The sequence below is a fragment of the Humiphilus diazotrophicus genome (assembly GCF_059726315.1).
Map to the genome: position 1 here is coordinate 486,456 of NZ_AP040869.1, position 16,839 is coordinate 503,294.

The following is a 16,839-nucleotide window of genomic DNA, read 5'->3' on the forward strand; positions in this document are numbered from 1 at the left end:
TCAATGAGGTCACGTTCTAGGCAAAGCTCCAGAGAGTATTGGAATCTTGCCGAGCTACAACGGACAGGTTCAGCAAATCTCACTAAGGAATCAGGCATCTGATGGTCTTATTCTTTCCGATCGTATCCGACATGATGCTTCGACACTCGTATTTCAGGGCCAAGGACGTTTTGCGCCGATGTTAGTGACCCAGCTAACGCGTTAGGTATGCCCAATTGCAGAGGAGATCGAATACGCCCATTCTGTAGTGCTGTTTGTTAAGGTTCAACAGAATAATTCGTTATAACAGCATCAGATGGCGTTATGACGATCCAACACATCCTTTTCCTCCTTGTAGCCACTTCAAACCGAATTCTTCACCATCACATCCCCGAATGAACATTGGTAGCGACAGGTCTCAAGAGGCTTACCGAGCGGTGGGCGCTTTCTATTCATGCCCATTTCTATAGTCGTAGGTGGCTCAAAGCAGTGAGTTGGATGGCGACGCTTATTTAACCGTAGGAAGATAACACCATCTGATGGTGTTATCTATACAATTTGTTAACCCTCGAAGGGAACTATCCCATTTACAGAGTGTTTCTTGGGTGGTATCAACCCGAAAATCCTAGAGAAGGCCAATTTTCTATTCTCTAGGCAAGCAATGATGGGGTTGGAATGGACCCTCGTTGTTGGTCGAAACTGCGTATGCTCATGTCTTGGTCTGCACTTTAGCCACAAATCCCCTGAACTTGGAGGGAGGGAACTCCAAATCTCAACCCTGCATGTCAGTCGAATGCGCGCTATATTCCGCGTGAGCAAGAATCGTATTGCCCCCTAGACGATCATGACGCGAAATCCAAAATAAATTCGATCGCGATTTCCAGCCCGATTATTTCCCAAGCATGGTTCTGAGCTCTATGGCTAGGCTGAGGCCGTCAAATCGCCATCGATTTGCTAAGGCGAGAGATATTCTTTATCCGGCGACCGAGTTCGTTTCGACGCGGGAAACGCCTAGTCAATCATCGCCTGATATCGGCAGCTTGAAGATATCATCCCCTGTCTGGCCGGCATCTCCTTCTCCATCTCCTTGAAAATTAAAGACATTGGCTATGTTTATCGCGCCCAGTCGCCTTGTAGTTGTATAACGCCATCAGATGGTGTAAACACATCTGATGGCGTTATACAATCAATGTTTTCTTTGGGAATAAGAGGTAAGACCTAGGCGGAATCTAGATCTTTAGCGAAATAAGGGTTGAGGAATACTTAAATTGTGGAGCTTCAGTAGGATTGCTTCGAGCAAGGCTAGGTGGGTTAACGGATTTCGTCAGCTTTCGGGTCTTTCCATATAGGGATGAAGCTGCCTTTCTATCCAATCATCCGTCGCGACAGTTTCAATCCCAGCGGCGCGCTGCAGCGGCTCTACTGCACGTTGCATTGACACCGCATCATTCAGGAATGCTTGTCCCAAGAGGTAAAGGTTGGTCAACAATTCTTCTGTGTCCTTACCTCGGATGACGATCTGGAGAGGAGATAGCTCTATTTCCTCCGGCAGCTGAAGCAGCGTATAAGACTCGGCGTCGTGTGGGATCGGGAAGCGTAGCCGCTTGCGACGTGGTTGCGGACCCACTTCAACTTTGCGACGATCGAGTACCTCTCGAACACTTTGGCCCTTAATTACTGCATCGAGAAAATCCATAATCTCGCTCCGGCCGACGAAGCGCTTGGAACCGATAGTGTGCGTTCCGCCAATGGAAAGCATGAGTTCCTGGGCCGCGACGCGCTTGACGTCAAACGCCCACTCGATATCTTGGCGGGACCAGGTTTCAATCGTGGAGTTGGCAACGCGCTCGCGGATGGCATGTGCCTGATTTGCCCACTTGATTGGTTTCGGCATTCGATCTTTACCTCGAAATCTTCGCTTTTAGGGTAGGGGAATAAATGGCACAGTTGCCGTTTATTTGTTCTGATGAACCTAGATAATTACATCGGATAATCGAACATTATCCGATGTAATCGTGCTAGACTCCTTTTGTTCGCCTACTTGCACGGTTTCTTGCAGGTGCTCCAGAGAAAAATATGGATCACCGGACCGGAAGAGAGGACGTGCTACCCATGCGGGAAAGGGTGACCCCCAAAAGAGCAAGCCTAAGCAGGCGGAGAAGTGGACATGCTCTTCGAACTAAGGCGGGCAACGAGTGTGCAGTATTAACTTTGTCGGGGAACGAATAGAACCTTCTGCGAATTTTCGGGAATATCGTGCAAAATACCTGAAATCTGGGTACGTGGTTCGAGATCTTCAGAACTGAGGACCATATATGAGCGCTCGCCAATTAGTCTTTACCCGTGACGAAGCTTTCCGCCGCCTTTCAATTGCAATTGACGACTATCGCGGTTATCTCGGTCCCGGCCAGTGGCGGGTGAGGTCTGTTTATCACGAGTCGGCGCCGTTTATCGTGCTCGAATACATCGTGGCGAACGATAAGGAATCGCCTTCGATTGCCGAGATTCTGGCCGAATGCCCGGAGCTGCCCTGGCAGCAGTTCGGCGGCGAAGAGATTCTAGCCGCTGCTCAAATGGAGCTTTTTCCAAACATAGAGCCCGCTCAATTCATTTCTGCAGATTGGTATACCGCTCTCGGTTACATAGCCGTGCTTCCGGAAGAGGTTAGGCGATGAACAACATTCCTAACTTCCAATCTGAAGAGCGGGGATTGCATGTAACAGAGGAATGCCAGCCGTATGTGTACCACGCTCTCTTCTGTTTTTCTGAAGCATATCTCTTGATTGCCCTCTACGTTGGTTATCAACTTAGAGTTCACCGGCCCCACGTAGCCCGGCATCTTTTCTCTTTCGCATCCGCCAATGCCTCCCAGCCTTGGCGACTGGAGCTTGCCTGCTGAGATGGACGAAACTACAGATTTCTCCACTTCTCCATTTGCGACAGAGATGCGGGACAGCAGGGAAGTGGGATTAACTCTTCCTGCAGCACCTAGCGCGGAGTTGGCCGCCAAGATCGCGCTGGCTCAAACCTTCGTAGATCACTCCCGTTCGGATAACACGAAAGAAGCGTATGGGTCCGATTGGAAGGATTTTGCGACTTGGTGCCGGAGACACTCGCTCGAGAGCCTTCCAGCTTCCGAACAGACGGTTGCCATCTATCTCGCCGATCTGGCTCAAACTCATTCTCCGGCAACCTTGGCACGTCGTTTGTCAACGATTAATCGTGCTCATCAGCAGGCCTGTCTTCGCTCTCCAGCGAGGTTGCGTGAAAATCCGCTGGTTGCCGACGTGATGGCAGGAATCCGGAGAACGAAAGGTATCGCCCAACGGGGCGCCAGGCCGGTTCTGCTGAAAGACCTTTTGAAGATGCTCGACAACTTGCAAGATCCGATAAAGGCTGCTCGCGACAAGGCCTTACTCCTGATTGGTTTCGCAGGGGGCTTTCGCTCTTCGGAACTTGCAGCGATTACAGTTCCAGATATCGAATGGGTATCTACGGGGTTGATCATTGCTATTCCGAGATCAAAGCGGGACCAAGAGGGCAGGGGAGAGGAAGTCGAGATCCCTTTTGGACAGAGGCCGGCAACCTGTCCGGTACGAGCTCTCGATAACTGGATGAAGATTGCTCCTATTAAAGATGGGCCGGTATTCCGTAAGGTCCTCAAGGGAGGGCGCGTAGCGAAAAAAGCTCTGAATCCTGAATCCATTACCTGGATCCTGCGCCGCGTTCTCAAGGCAGCCGGTCTCAAAGGTGAAAAGCTGAAGGAGTTTAGCAGCCATTCTTTGCGTGCCGGGTTTTGTACGCAAGCCTCCTTAAATGGAGCCTCGGAAATCGAGATTATGCAGCAAAGCAGGCATAGATCAATGAACACACTCCGGCGCTACATCCGCGCCAGCAAGCAGATGAAGTTGCGGGCGGCAGGGAAGTTGGGACTCTAGCAAGCTCTCGATGTGCTTCAGGGCCAAGAGCGGTTTTGGAAACCACTCGAATACCTTGCTTGTGTTGAGTGGTTTCTGCCCTTTAGGCTGTATCCGGCATAGCCTTCTGTTCGTGTGTTTTCCTGACGGATCTTCCGGGCCAAAAAATCGATAAATAATTGAGAGATATGGAGGTATTGGTTTTCGCGTGGCTAAATGTAGTCATGTAAATGGTTTACATAATATTTTATAGTGTTCATTATTATGCTATTCTGTTACGCATGTACGTTGCTGTTGTTCCTAACCGCAACTCGCCACCGGCCATCTTACTGCGAGAGTCTTACCGCCAGGATGGCAAGATCAAGAACCGTACCATCGCCAACATCTCTCATTGGTCAAACGAACGCATTGCCGCTCTTCGCGGTGCTTTGCGTGGTGATTTCGATCAGGCAGCCATCACCGGCTTGCCAACCTTGGGGCCGTCCTTCGGACTCCTGTCCGTCCTTAAACAACTGGCCGATCAGATAGGGATTAGTTCGGCTCTAGGAAATCGCGAACTGGGCAAGTTGGGTTTGTTTTTGGTGCTGGCGCGGATTGCCCATCAAGGTTCTCGACTCTCGGCGGTGCGCTGGAGCCAGGATCAGGCGGTGAGTGAAGTGTTGGGTCTGCAGTCGTTCTGTGAAGATGATTTATACGAAGCCTTGGATGATCTATGCCTGCGGCAAGAAAAGATCGAGCAAGCGCTGTATCGGCACTATCGACGTCAGCACAGTGAACCTCCGCAACTGTTTCTCTACGATGTCACCAGCAGCTACCTGGAAGGCGAGCAAAACCAATTAGCAGCCTTCGGTTATAACCGCGATGGCAAACGCGGCAAGATGCAGATTGTCATTGGGCTGCTGACCGATCTGGAGGGAGAGCCGTTGGCGGTGCGTGTATTTGCCGGCAATACCGCCGATCCCAGCACCGTACCGGAGCAGATCCGTCTCCTTCAGCAACAGTTTCAGGTTCAAGAATTGATCTTCGTGGGCGACCGTGGAATGGTCAAGAGCAAAGGCCAACAAGAGCTTCAGCAGCGGGGTCTGCACTACATTACAGCTCTTACCGATCCCCAGATTCGTCGTTTCCTGGGCCAGGGACTCCTGCAGTTGGATCTGTTTAGTTCTCAGATTTGTGAGGTTCAGGATAACGGGACTCGTTATATCCTGCGCAAAAACGAAGACACTGAGCGACGAGAGAAATACCGTCTAGAAGATAAGTTGTCCAAGCTGGAACGGTTGGTCCAACAACGTAACGTACAGGTGGAACAGCATCCTCGCTGCAAACCAGAAACAGGATTGCGCAAGCTACAAGACTGGGCACAAAGACATAAGGTAGGCGGAATTGTTGAGTTAATCCAAGAGGGAAATCTCCTGCGACTACAGCATAAAGAGGAAGCCATACAGCAGGCTTTGCTCTTAGCGGGCTGTTACGTGTTGGCTACCGATGTCCCCATGTCACAACTCGACACCCAGCAGGTGCATGACAGCTACATGGCACTGCAGAAAGTAGAAAGAGATTTTCGTGCAATAAAAACTGGGTTATTGGATATCCGCCCCATCTTCGTGCGCAAAGAAGATCGTACGCGTGGACATGTCTTCTGTTGTATGTTGGCCTTGAAACTTAGCCGCACCATCGAACAACGATTAAGAGCTGCTTTCGGCACCACCGATACGGACCCTAATGCTATTACCTTGCCCGATGCCCTGGCTTCCTTAGAACGTCTATGTCTTTTGCATTATCCGGTCGACGAGAAATCAACCCTTACCAAACTGCCTTTGCCGGATATACGCCAGAAGCAAATTCTGGATGCTCTCCACGTCCATCTTCCCGCTATGTAGTCAGAACCTCTTCCCGCTCGGAGAACAACAATCTCTTTCCCCTCTTCCTGTTACACCTAAATCTCTGCCCCCTTTCAAACGGAAGATCCGCCTGATCTCATTCAGTTGTTTGCGTACTGATCGCACCGGAACCATTGCGGCCGGTTTTCCTTCGTGGGAAAAAGGGGTGACATTGGAAATCGGGAAGCGGAACTCAAGACCAGCTGCTCCTCGGAACAAACTATGTGGTTGTTCCTGTGCGGCACGAAACAGCAGCGTCTGCGCCTCTCTGTCGTATTCAAGGACGGTTCCATACAGCAGAATACGAGACTCGAACGGGGATTGATTCTTCCTGACCTTTCGTGTCGATTTCATGTTTTGACTCCATGGAGCAAATCAGAAAATGACTCGCAAATGCACGGAATCTTATTATCAGATTTACAGGCAGTTGTAAGGAGAAATTTCGTGTTCACACTCGAAGGTGTTCAGAAATTCCATAGCTGGACTCACTCCAGCCTAAATCTTCTACTCGATCACCTCCACAATTCGCCCAAGCGACTATGTAAAGGAGTTTCCTGGTTTTGGATTCTCTACACTGCAAAAACAGGTGATTCATATTTTCAGCTGTGAAGATTTTTGGATTCACACGCTTCAGGGTCTTCAGTATATTGATCGCAATCCTGTCGAATATCCTACGGTCGCGGATGCCAGATTTCTACAGAGTAAGGTCATCTGGCGAACTCAGACATATTTGTCTGGCTTGACAAATCAACAGCTCAATAGCAATACCGAGCTTCATTTCTCCGATGGAGACAAAGCTTTTCGTACTCCTGCGCTTGTCCTCCATCATATTCTTACTCACGCATTCCATCATAAGGGGCAGATAGCTGCCATGTGTCGCGGATTTGGCCAACCTATGCCGGATACCGACCTGAACCAGTTTGAATGACAAACTCGTTTGTCCCTAGCTTTTGGAAGGGAGAGTGTGAGGAGACGCACTCAAGCTATTTTATTTAGCTTTGCAGCAAAAATACGGTCCTTGCCCGGGAGCACTATAGTTTGCAGATCTCAAGACCAGCTATTTCCAGCTCCTTATTGCTGATGTTTCCGCGAAGAAGGTTCTGTTTCGGGTAATCAGGCAAGCAAAGTCCCAGGCCTTTTAGTGCGCACTGATTTTTGTTCTCTCTTTGCTCTAGCGAGCAATGGCATGCCTTAGCTGAATTGGCGAGGACGCTAGCAAGAGCTTCGTTCACCGATACCGGTGGACAGAACATGAAGCTTTGGACAAGATTGATATCTTGGTTCTTCAACTCCTGCAAGTCCCCCAATGTGTCGACGCCCTCTGCTATTACTGTTGAACCGATATCTGCAGCCAGTCTTGCCACTGAAGCGACAATAGCTTTACGAAAGCGATCGGTGCTACACCCTTTCACGAAATATCGATCTAATTTCAAACGATCAGGACGAGTGTCTAAGATCATTTGATAGTTGGAAAGCCCGGTGCCAATGTCATCGAGAGCTATTTTGACTCCCAGGCTTCGCAGGTCCTTCAATGTCTGCAATAAAGTACTTCGATTCCAGCTTGTAGCGTGTTCGACGATTTCAATTGTTGCCCGGCTGACATCTATTTCGGCTGCTTTAGCTGCTTCCGAGAACCAGGCTGCAAAATCGGGAGGGCTGCAGAGTGTGGAGGGATGCACATTTACGGAAAATCGGATATCCGGAGGAAGAAGCGTGGCCACCGCAAGAGCGCGTTGGATACAATGCCGGTCCAAAACATTTTCCATATGTATTGCACGAGCATAAGCAAACAGTACATCAGCGCGCTCGAAGGGGGAGTTGGCTGGTCCCCTGGAGAGAAATTCGACTGCCTTTAGCAGCGCGGGAGTATTTTCTATGCCGTAGATCGGCTGCACATAAACACGCGTACCGTTTGGCCCTAGAAGTTCATCTAGAAGTAGTCTTCCGCTAGAGTTAGGGAGTCGAGGAATTCTGGACGCTGGATCGTCAATGAAATTCTGAACTATAGAAGCGATCTCTGTTTGCAGACAAATTTTCTCAAGAAATACATCTGCACCCTTGGAAAGCGCAAGCGCTCTGTTTTGTTCGTCCTCGCTATAAGCCAGTAAATATGGACGGAACAGAGCCGAAGCGAGGTCTTCGATAATATCAAGACCTTCGAGTCTTCCCGGAGTAAAGGAGAGATCAACGGCAGCCAACGAGTATGCGTGGCACTCAAGCAATGCTCGTGCTTCGGCTCGATCACTCGCAGTATGAACTTCGCAGTCTATTTCGGTGCGAAGCAATCCCTGAAGAAGATCTCTAGTGGATTTCTTATCGTCAACAACAAGAATTCTGGGCGACAGACATACCTCTGCAACGGCAGGCAGACAACTTTAACGGATGCAGTGGGCAGGTGATATAGGGAAAGCAATCCTATGGATGCGCTTTTTCCCAAATTTCACATGGAAACCCATTTAGCATCTGTTGTTTTTTGTGACTGCCTTTTGCTATTTGTTCCTAGAGAAAAATGATTAACTTTCTATCTCAGTCCGACAATTCCACGTTGGTAACATCCCCAGAATCGCAATGTGTTGAGCCAGTAGTCGGACCCGTATGGTGAGACCCGCCCTCCGATAAACCCAAATTATCGGCGCTTTTGCCCCTTTTTCGACGGATCTGGTTGCCCCCACACATAATCCCATTTCGAAACTATCTGCCTGCTTGCTTTAGCAGCGCTATGCTTTATCTGCTTTCCTATTGGCTTCACTCTGGATTTGATGAACCTTGGTAGCTCAAGCCAGATCTCCGGAAAGGTGAGGTTCCTTTTTGGAATTTTCTATTTTTAATATGTGTTCTGCGTGTGTGGTTTGTCTTCTGCAAAGTTGAACTCGAACCCCGGGTTTGATTCCATACGCAACCAGGCGCTTGAGCAAGGGAGGATTTTGATCAGAGAGGGTTATAGACCCAAAATTGTCCGAGAAGGTAGATGTGCGATGGGAGCAAAAGGCTCTGCTAATCGTCTCGATCCCTACACTGTCGAAGACTCAACATTGTGAACCGAATGGTCAGTTACTTTTCGACTTGTATCGGTTGCTCTTCCTGATTAGTCCCCTCCGAGGAAAGCCGTCGCACACAAATAATCACCCGATCTGCTCTGCCGTAGTGTGCAACTTCACTGGAAATTATGAAGGCTTCAGTTGTGAGCGCTTCTGGTTGCCCGCAGTAGTCGCGAAATCGGGTGTTCCTAAATCAGACTATTCGTCTAATAGCTGTATAGGATAATATGTCGATTTGTCTATAGCAGGATGCAGATTCATCTGTGTCTGCTAATAGAGAACAAGGCGGGAGAAAGCGGCCATGGCAAACCATAAATATAGAGAAATACTCGAGAAAATTCAGGAAGACATCTCAGCAGGTAAATATAAGCCCGGCCAGCGACTCCCAAGTGAAGCTGAACTTGTCCGAAGATATGGGGCATCCAGAATGACGGTTTTTAGGGCGATGCACGAGCTGCAGTCGCTCGGCATTGTGAGTCGGCGGGTGGGTTCTGGAACCTTTGTGTCACAGAATACGGTCGCAGGAAGTCATGTGTTTGGATTGCTCATTCCTGAACTTGGTCAGACCGAGATTTTCGAAGTGATCTGTAAAGGAATGATGGAAGCACCTCAAGCTGCACATCATTCTCTTTTGTGGGGAAATACAGCTTCCAAGGAGAACGAGAAAGAAGAAGTTGCGGAACAGTTGTGCCGCCATTACATCGAAAGGAAAGTAACGGGTGTCTTCTTCTCCCCCGTCGAATTTACCCCCGGCAGAGATGAGGCAAACCGCAGGATTGTGGCTGCACTCAGTAAGGCACATATTCCAGTTGTTTTGCTGGACAGGTGCATCGAACGGTACCCGCATCGAAGCAACTACGATTTGGTCGGAATAGATAATCGACGTGCGGCATATCTCGCGACGGAGCATCTGATTCAAGCTGGTGCTAAAAGGATCGCGTTCTTTGCGCGACCGAACTCTGCGCCGACAGTAGATGCCCGTATTTCAGGCTACCGTGAAGCCCTCCTGTCCTTATCCAAATCTTCGCACTTGGATCTCGTAAACCTGGGAGATGCTTCGGATCCAAAATTCGTAAAAGCTGTATTGAAAAAGCATCGTCCGGACGCGTTTCTTTGCGCGAATGATCATACAGCTGGAAACCTAATGCATACCTTGCTTTCGATTGGAGAAAAAATCCCTGAAGACGTTAGGATTGTTGGATTTGACGATGTGAAGTATGCACGTTTGTTGCCTGTTCCTCTTACGACTCAGCACCAGCCCTGTCGGGAAATTGGCCGAATGGCACTGGCTGTTATGCTGGATCGGATCGCTAATCCCGAATTACCTCCTCGGGATGTACTGCTTGGATGTCGGCTGATTATCCGGCAATCTTGCGGTGCACAACCGGATCAGATAACGCGAGACTAAGTCCTTGTAATCCTTCTATCTCCTCGCTAAAGGTACCCTACAGCCCTTCTCATAGTGCCTCGTTTGTACTCGAAAACAGAAAAACGGTATAGACAACTTTATACAAAACATCTACATATTCCCTTGACAGCTTTTATATTAAACGCCTACAAGTTCCCTTCGTGAAACTCTTTAGGACCCCAGAATTACGCTAAACACGGAATTCGGAGAACCTTCGCACAATCCAGTCCATACCGGCGTTCCGTGAAATGAAAATCAAGCCTGCACGAATTGCAGAGGCATTGGGAGGTTCTGATATGGCAGCAGATATTCGTATGTGTGAAAGAAAGAAGAGACCTTCGAACAACTGTAATCACGACATGGAGCCTAGGAGTGATAAGAGCTGGAGAAAGAGATCCTGGTTGGTCGCTGATTCCCGAGTGAAGCTAGCGTTGACGATGGTCTTGGCTATGCTATTTACTCTGCCGTTGATTGGACAAGTCCGCTTTGGATCAGTCGTGGGGTTTGTATCTGATCCAAGTGGAGCTACGATTTCAGGAGCAACGGTCACCCTAACCAATCTCGGTACAAATGAAATTCGCACGATGCAAACTGGACCTTCCGGTACATACTCATTTGCAAATGTAAATTCCGGTCAATATCGAATTGAAGTCGGGCAGCGCGGATTTAAGAGGTTTACTGCTCAAAATGTTCAGGTGGAAGTCGACGTTACGACACGTGTGGATGCCACACTCCAGCTAGGAAGCTCATTGGAGACTGTCGAAGTGAATGCCTCGGCGATAACGCTACAAACGGATAGTTCATCGCTCGGCTCCGTTGTAGCTGAAGAGACAGTTCAGAAGATGCCAGTAAGTGGACGGAATGTAAATAACCTTCTCACTCTGGTACCAGGCGTAACCGCCGGTGGATCAACTTATGGCACGGCCTCAGGAAATCAGGCTGGCGGTGCACGAACAAACTCCATCGCTTTTGGGAACTACTTCATTGGAGGCGCGTTTGGCAATCAAAGCGCATTTTTCGTTGATGGTGTTTCGTCAAACGGTCCGGCAAACAATGCTAACGGATTGATTCCTTCTCAAGATATCGTGCAGGAATTTCGAGTTGTCACGAACAACGTTAGCGCGGAGTATGGAAACTATGCGGGTGGTGTTGTCAACATCACGACCAAGTCCGGTACCAACACCTTTCATGGTAGCGCCTACGACTATTTGCGCAATAGAGTTCTGAACGCCAATGACTTCTTTTCCAACCATGCCGGGCTTAAGCGGGCACCTTTAATCCAAAATCAATTTGGAGGAACGGTTGGCGGACCCGTCAAGCATAACAAGACATTCTTCTTCTTCGGTTATGAGTGGACGCGAACTCATTCTGCTGTGCTCTCGACGACAACAGTTCCAACCTCTGCCCAATTGTCAGGAGATTTTTCTGATCCTGGTTTGCCGCCCATTTATGATCACAGCCAAGCAGGTAGTCCGCAATTTTCCTGCAATGGGAAGCTAAATGTTATTTGTCCAAACAGGATCGATCAAAGTGCAAAGCTCATCTTGACTGATACCTTTCCTGCTCCCAATCAGCCTGGGCTAGTCAATAATTTCATCACCAATTTCAGAACCGGAGCTACTCAAAACCAATACAACGCCCGCGTTGACCAGAACTTTGGCAGTAACGATCTCTTGTTTGCCCGGTACACGTATTGGAAAGTGGTTAGTAATCCCTACGACGCCTGGGGAACTCGCACACAGGGGCAGGGAGCTACAGGACTCTACAATCAGGAGGCTGTATTAGGTAATACCTATACGATGAGTCCAACGACATTGCTCGATATACGTGCTTCGTATCTGAGAATCTTCCAAAATGAAGCGCCCGTTAGCACAGGCATAAACCTCTCGAGGTACGAAGGGAATTACGGCGCTTTACAGGGCCAGATCGTAGGAGGCCCTCAACACGGAGCTGGTTCTATCCCATCTTCTTCATTCACTGGCACGACAGGATTCCCCGCAACGAACCTAACTGCTTCTAACGGTATTGGCTCACAATTGTACTGGCATCAGAATGTGTACGCATTGTCTGGAAACCTGATCAAGACCATCGGCAAGCATCAAATCAAGTTTGGAGCGAATATCCGCCGTGTGCAATGGATCTCCGATCCAAATACCAGCGGTATTACGTTGACTTATAACGCTGAGCCTACAGCAAGTTCAAACGCTTCAGGATCGACGGGAATTGCGTTAGCTTCAAACCTGCTTGGCATTCCTCAACGTTCTAATATCGGTAATATCACTGGATCTCGGGCATATTTCACCAACTACGGATTCTTTGTAGAAGATACCTATCAGGTCACCAGGCAATTAACAGCGACTCTGGGGCTTCGTTGGGACCAGCCCAGCGTGTACTCTGAAGCTGCTAATAGGAACACTGTCTTCTTGCCGGGATCAGCAGCTCCAGTCGGTAGCATTACGAGTTTTACGAATCCAGTTACAGGAAGTACCCAAAATGCCATGGGGTCGCTGGCTCTCGTAAATAGTTCTGCTTGGCATTCTCAACGTGAAGACAATCTGCACTGGAAGTTATTCGCACCGCGAGTAGGCGTTGCGTATCGTCTCTATCCGGGAACAGTCGTGAGAGCGGGGTACGGTCTTTCGTATTTACCGATCTCCTTGTCACAGGATGGTCCGAACTTTTCGCCAATTAATACGATTACGACTGCGATCAACAATAGTTTCCAGGTCACCACAGGGCAGCCGGATCAAATTACGGCAACTACCTCAAATCCATTTCCGCAGGGAATATCGCAAGCACCAGGCCGCAACGCAAATTTCGCGTCGTACTACGGTTCCACGGTGGTATCGCGTGTACCAGGAGACAAAGCTGCTTATCAACAGCAGTGGAACCTTGCTGTCGAGCAACAACTGGGAAGAGATGGAACCATTACCTTCGCGTATGCAGGATCGAAGGGGACTCATTTATTGCTGCAGGGATTTGCGACTGCTTCAAACATCAATATCAATCAATTACCGGATCAATATTGGGCGCTCGGCTCTGCCGCCCTGCAAAAGCTTGTTCCCAATCCGTTCTATGGCGCGATAAACAATCCCGCCTCCCCTCTCTCCAAGCCAACGGTTGCACAGGGCTATTTGTTAAAACCTTTCCCCCAGTACGATCGTGTACTGGCTGTAGATCCTCATCGTGGCTTCTCCAGCTATAACTCTCTACAGATTTCTGCGAACAAGCGAATCTGGGGAGGAGGTCAAGTCGTTGCAGCCTATACGTGGTCAAAGCTGATATCCAACACGGACAACATCACAAGCTTTCTTGATCCCACCTCTATCTTTGGCGGGCAGATTCAAGATAACAATAGCGTGACCAAGACGGAGCGCTCCCTAAGCTCGTACGATATTCCTCAAAACATTACTTTCGGATATACGTTGCCTTTACCGTTTGGGAAGAATCGGAGATTCTTCCCAAACGCGGGTCCGGTTGCTTCCAGAGTTATCGGAGGGTGGGAGTTCCGTGGCTTAACGACTATCAAAAGCGGACCGCCGCTTGGCTTGATCCAATTTGAGAGTCCTATCATGCAGCAGTTCGGTGCAGGGAACGGATTCATCTTTGCTCCTGGAGTTTACATTCGTCCGAATGTTGTCTCAGGATGCCGCAAGGCGGTGAGTGGTTCGCGGTATCAACGCGCGCTTAATGGCTGGTTCAATACGGCCTGTTTCGCAACAACAACTTCGCCAACTGAATTCGGCAATGCATCTAGAGTTGATTCCGAGATTCGTATCGATGGTACAAACAATTGGGACTTAGCTCTCTCAAAAGATACTTCCATTACGGAAGGTGTCAGGCTGCTATTTACCGCCCAAGCATACAACATGTTCAATCGCACACAATTCAGCGGTCCGAACCCCCTCATCGGCTCACCTGGTGTCACGGGAATAGTCACGGCAACTGCGGCCCCTCCGCGCAACATTGAATTCTCTCTCAGATTGGCGTTTTAGTTTTGAGATCTGGAGGTGAGGTGCCGTTGGATTCGATGCCTCACCCCTTTTATTCCCAAACATCAGTGGCAGAAAAGGTAGGAGATGATGATGTTCGTCAGACGGTCTGTGTTCACACTTATTGTTGCAGGCTGCATTTCTATTACGGCTGTTTCCTTCACTACGGCACAAGATCGCACACAACCAGTGCCGCAGAAAGTCGCCATTCATCCGGATGGTACGGTTGAAGTTCCTGCTTGGCCGGTTCCGATGTCTTCCTTTCTCAGTCCTGAGGCGAAAGCTTATGTAACCAAACATATCCAGCAAATGCAGGATCCGGAGATTACGAAACAGGATCAGGGTGTTCCCCGTTTCATGAAGTCATTTATCGAGCGCGATCGAGAGCTCTTTTCTTTAGATCGCAAAGACGAGCAGATTGGTGGCGTGCATACATACGTTTATTCGCCTAAAGCAGGTATTACAGAAAATAATAAAAAGCGGGTGTTGATCAATCTTCACGGTGGAGGTTTTTCCGGTTGCTGGCCTGGATGTGCTGAGCTTGAATCGATGCCAGTTTCGGCAATGATGCAGATCAAGGTTATCAGCGTGGATTACCGTGAAGGCCCGGAGTATAAATTTCCGGCGGCCAGCGAGGATGTAGCGAGTGTCTATCGCGAGTTATTGAAAACTTATGAGCCCAAGAATATTGGCATTTATGGGTGCTCCGCAGGCGGAATGCTGACAGCAATGTCTTTGGCCTGGTTCCAGACACATGGCCTACCTACCCCTGGAGCGGCTGGTATCTACTGTGCCTCGGCAGGAAGTTTCGGCGGAGATGCCTCCTATATCGCGTTTCCCTTAGGGGAGGGACGTATGCCTGCTCCCAATCCACCAAGTCACTCTCAACTCGGCTATTTCGGCAGCGTTGACCCGAAAGATCCTCTCGTTTCTCCCATTAATTCTCCAGAGATTCTAGCCAAGTTTCCCCCGACATTGCTAATCACAGGAACCCGCGATTTTGCTTTGAGCGGGACGCTGTTCACCGATACACAGTTAGTCAAGCAAGGTGTCGATGTAGAACTGCATGTGTGGGATGGACTATTCCACGGCTTTTTCTATAACGTGGATGTCCCCGAATCCAAGGATGCACTCAACGTGATGGTCAAGTTCTTTGATCGCCACCTGGGCAGAAAGTAAAAGGCGATACCATCTGGATTTCAGCATAAGCGGTGCGAATGGATATGAGCGAGAAAAGAATGAAGTGGGCGAGAACATTACCAGCTACTGTCATTTTTGTTGCCGTGGTCCTATGTCTGAATAGCAGAGCTGAGGAGAAACGTGTCGATGGGCATTGGGTGAGCGCATGGAGTGCTGCTATACATGCTCCACTTCCTATTCCTGGCCTTCCTCCTGTGCCGACTTTTGAAAATCAGACGATCCGGATGGTTGTCAGGTCAACCATCGGAGGCCAGCGCCTGCGCATACGTCTTTCGAATGCATTTGGAACGGCTCCTGTTGTGATTGGTTCCGCACACCTAGCCTTGGTAGAAGGTGGAGTGAAGATATCTCCCCAATCGGATCGTGCTCTCACCTTTGCTGGAGAGCCAGCGGTCAAGATTCCTCCAGGTGCTCCCATATTAAGTGATCCGGTTGAGCTGAAGGTGTCTCCGTTCGCCGAAATTGCAGTGAGTCTCTTTTTATCGGGAAAATCACCTGTACCTTCCATTCATTTCTGGGCTCAGCATGAGACATATATCTCAAGTTCGGGAGACTTCACCTCTCGAGTGGAAATTCCAAATCCAACAGCGAGTATGTCTTGGTACTGGTTGGCTGATGTTGAAATCTGGTCTGGCAACGAAGTCACTGCAATTGTGGCATTAGGGGACTCGATTACTGATGGGGTGGGGGCAAGGCAGGGAGGATACGGCGACTGGCCAGATTTATTGGCAAAGCGTCTAGCATGTGAGCCTGGTGCTGCAAGTATAGCGGTTGTGAATGAAGGTATTGGTGGAAACCGAATTTTGTACGACGGCGCAGGAATCAATGCTCTCGCTCGTTTTGATAAAGATGTACTTGCACGAGCCGGAATAACCGGTTTGATTGTCTTCGAGGGCATTAACGATATTGGATGGCCTCACATAAAACCGCCCGCCACCAACGGAGGTCTACCACCTAAAGAGAGTCCGTTTGCAGCTGAAAATGTGACCGTGAAGGATCTCACTCTTGGTTTGAAACAAATAATTGATCGTGCTCATGAACGTGGAATCAGAGTTTTTGGTGCTACATTGACGCCTTTTGAAGGAGCAGATTACTTCAATCAGGAAGGGGAATCAATTCGTAAAGAATTGAATCAATGGATCAGGACAAGCGGGGAATTTGACGGAGTGATTGATTTTGATGCTGCAGTTCGAGACTCAAACCATCCCTCACGATTTCGCGAAGGTTATCATTCGGGAGACCACTTGCATCCTAGTGCAGTCGGATACAAAGCTATGGCCGATGCAATCGATCTCTCCTTGCTTCGCAGAGATCAACGTTAGCCTGGGACATCAATGAAGATCCTCAGTCTGTCATTGGCCATTCTTCTCACTGGTGGAGTGTCCTTGGACCCCGCTCGATCATGGTGTTCTGGCAAATGCTGAG

The 16,839-nt window shown here is 49.1% G+C and carries 10 protein-coding genes; 8 read left to right on the forward strand and 2 right to left on the reverse strand.

The features are described 5' to 3' along the window. Positions 1-1,303: 1,303 nt before the first annotated feature. Entirely contained in the window at positions 1,304-1,873 is a 570-nt protein-coding gene (locus AC6I7T_RS01750) for a hypothetical protein (protein WP_497788073.1), read from the reverse strand. A 421-nt stretch (positions 1,874-2,294) separates the two neighbouring features. Here AC6I7T_RS01750 and AC6I7T_RS01755 point away from each other — a divergent pair, with 421 nt between their 5' ends. The 4 genes from AC6I7T_RS01755 to AC6I7T_RS01770 all read left to right on the forward strand — a co-directional run bounded on the left by AC6I7T_RS01755 (position 2,295) and on the right by AC6I7T_RS01770 (position 6,704). Beyond that, positions 2,295-2,654: a hypothetical protein gene (locus AC6I7T_RS01755; protein WP_497788074.1), complete on the forward strand. Its 360-nt coding sequence runs from the start codon at positions 2,295-2,297 to the stop codon at positions 2,652-2,654. A 225-nt stretch (positions 2,655-2,879) separates the two neighbouring features. Further along, positions 2,880-3,917, forward strand: coding sequence for a site-specific integrase (locus AC6I7T_RS01760; protein WP_497788075.1), 1,038 nt, complete (start codon positions 2,880-2,882; stop codon positions 3,915-3,917). A gap of 209 nt (positions 3,918-4,126) precedes the next feature. Next, the gene (locus AC6I7T_RS01765) at positions 4,127-5,776 is read left to right on the forward strand and encodes an IS1634 family transposase (protein ID WP_497788076.1); all 1,650 of its coding nucleotides are present in this window, start codon (positions 4,127-4,129) and stop codon (positions 5,774-5,776) included. 523 nt (positions 5,777-6,299) lie between these two features. Continuing rightward, entirely contained in the window at positions 6,300-6,704 is a 405-nt protein-coding gene (locus tag AC6I7T_RS01770; RefSeq protein WP_497788344.1) for a DinB family protein, read from the forward strand. A 103-nt stretch (positions 6,705-6,807) separates the two neighbouring features. Here the strand turns inward: AC6I7T_RS01770 and AC6I7T_RS01775 are convergent, their stop codons facing one another. Then, complete coding sequence (locus AC6I7T_RS01775; RefSeq protein WP_497788345.1) at positions 6,808-8,145, reverse strand: EAL domain-containing protein; 1,338 nt, start codon at positions 8,143-8,145, stop codon at positions 6,808-6,810. Between the two features lie 970 nt (positions 8,146-9,115). On the opposite strand from AC6I7T_RS01775, the gene AC6I7T_RS01780 reads away from it, so the two are divergent. The 4 genes from AC6I7T_RS01780 to AC6I7T_RS01795 all read left to right on the forward strand — a co-directional run bounded on the left by AC6I7T_RS01780 (position 9,116) and on the right by AC6I7T_RS01795 (position 16,736). Then, positions 9,116-10,222: a GntR family transcriptional regulator gene (locus AC6I7T_RS01780; RefSeq protein WP_497788078.1), complete on the forward strand. Its 1,107-nt coding sequence runs from the start codon at positions 9,116-9,118 to the stop codon at positions 10,220-10,222. A gap of 401 nt (positions 10,223-10,623) precedes the next feature. After that, on the forward strand, positions 10,624-14,217 hold the full coding sequence (locus AC6I7T_RS01785) for a TonB-dependent receptor (protein WP_497788079.1): 3,594 nt from the start codon (positions 10,624-10,626) through the stop codon (positions 14,215-14,217). Between the two features lie 84 nt (positions 14,218-14,301). Then, complete coding sequence (locus AC6I7T_RS01790; RefSeq protein ID WP_497788080.1) at positions 14,302-15,393, forward strand: alpha/beta hydrolase; 1,092 nt, start codon at positions 14,302-14,304, stop codon at positions 15,391-15,393. A gap of 59 nt (positions 15,394-15,452) precedes the next feature. Beyond that, positions 15,453-16,736 (forward strand): SGNH/GDSL hydrolase family protein, encoded by a 1,284-nt coding sequence (locus AC6I7T_RS01795; RefSeq protein WP_497788081.1) that lies wholly within the window; start codon positions 15,453-15,455, stop codon positions 16,734-16,736. Positions 16,737-16,839: the final 103 nt, after the last annotated feature.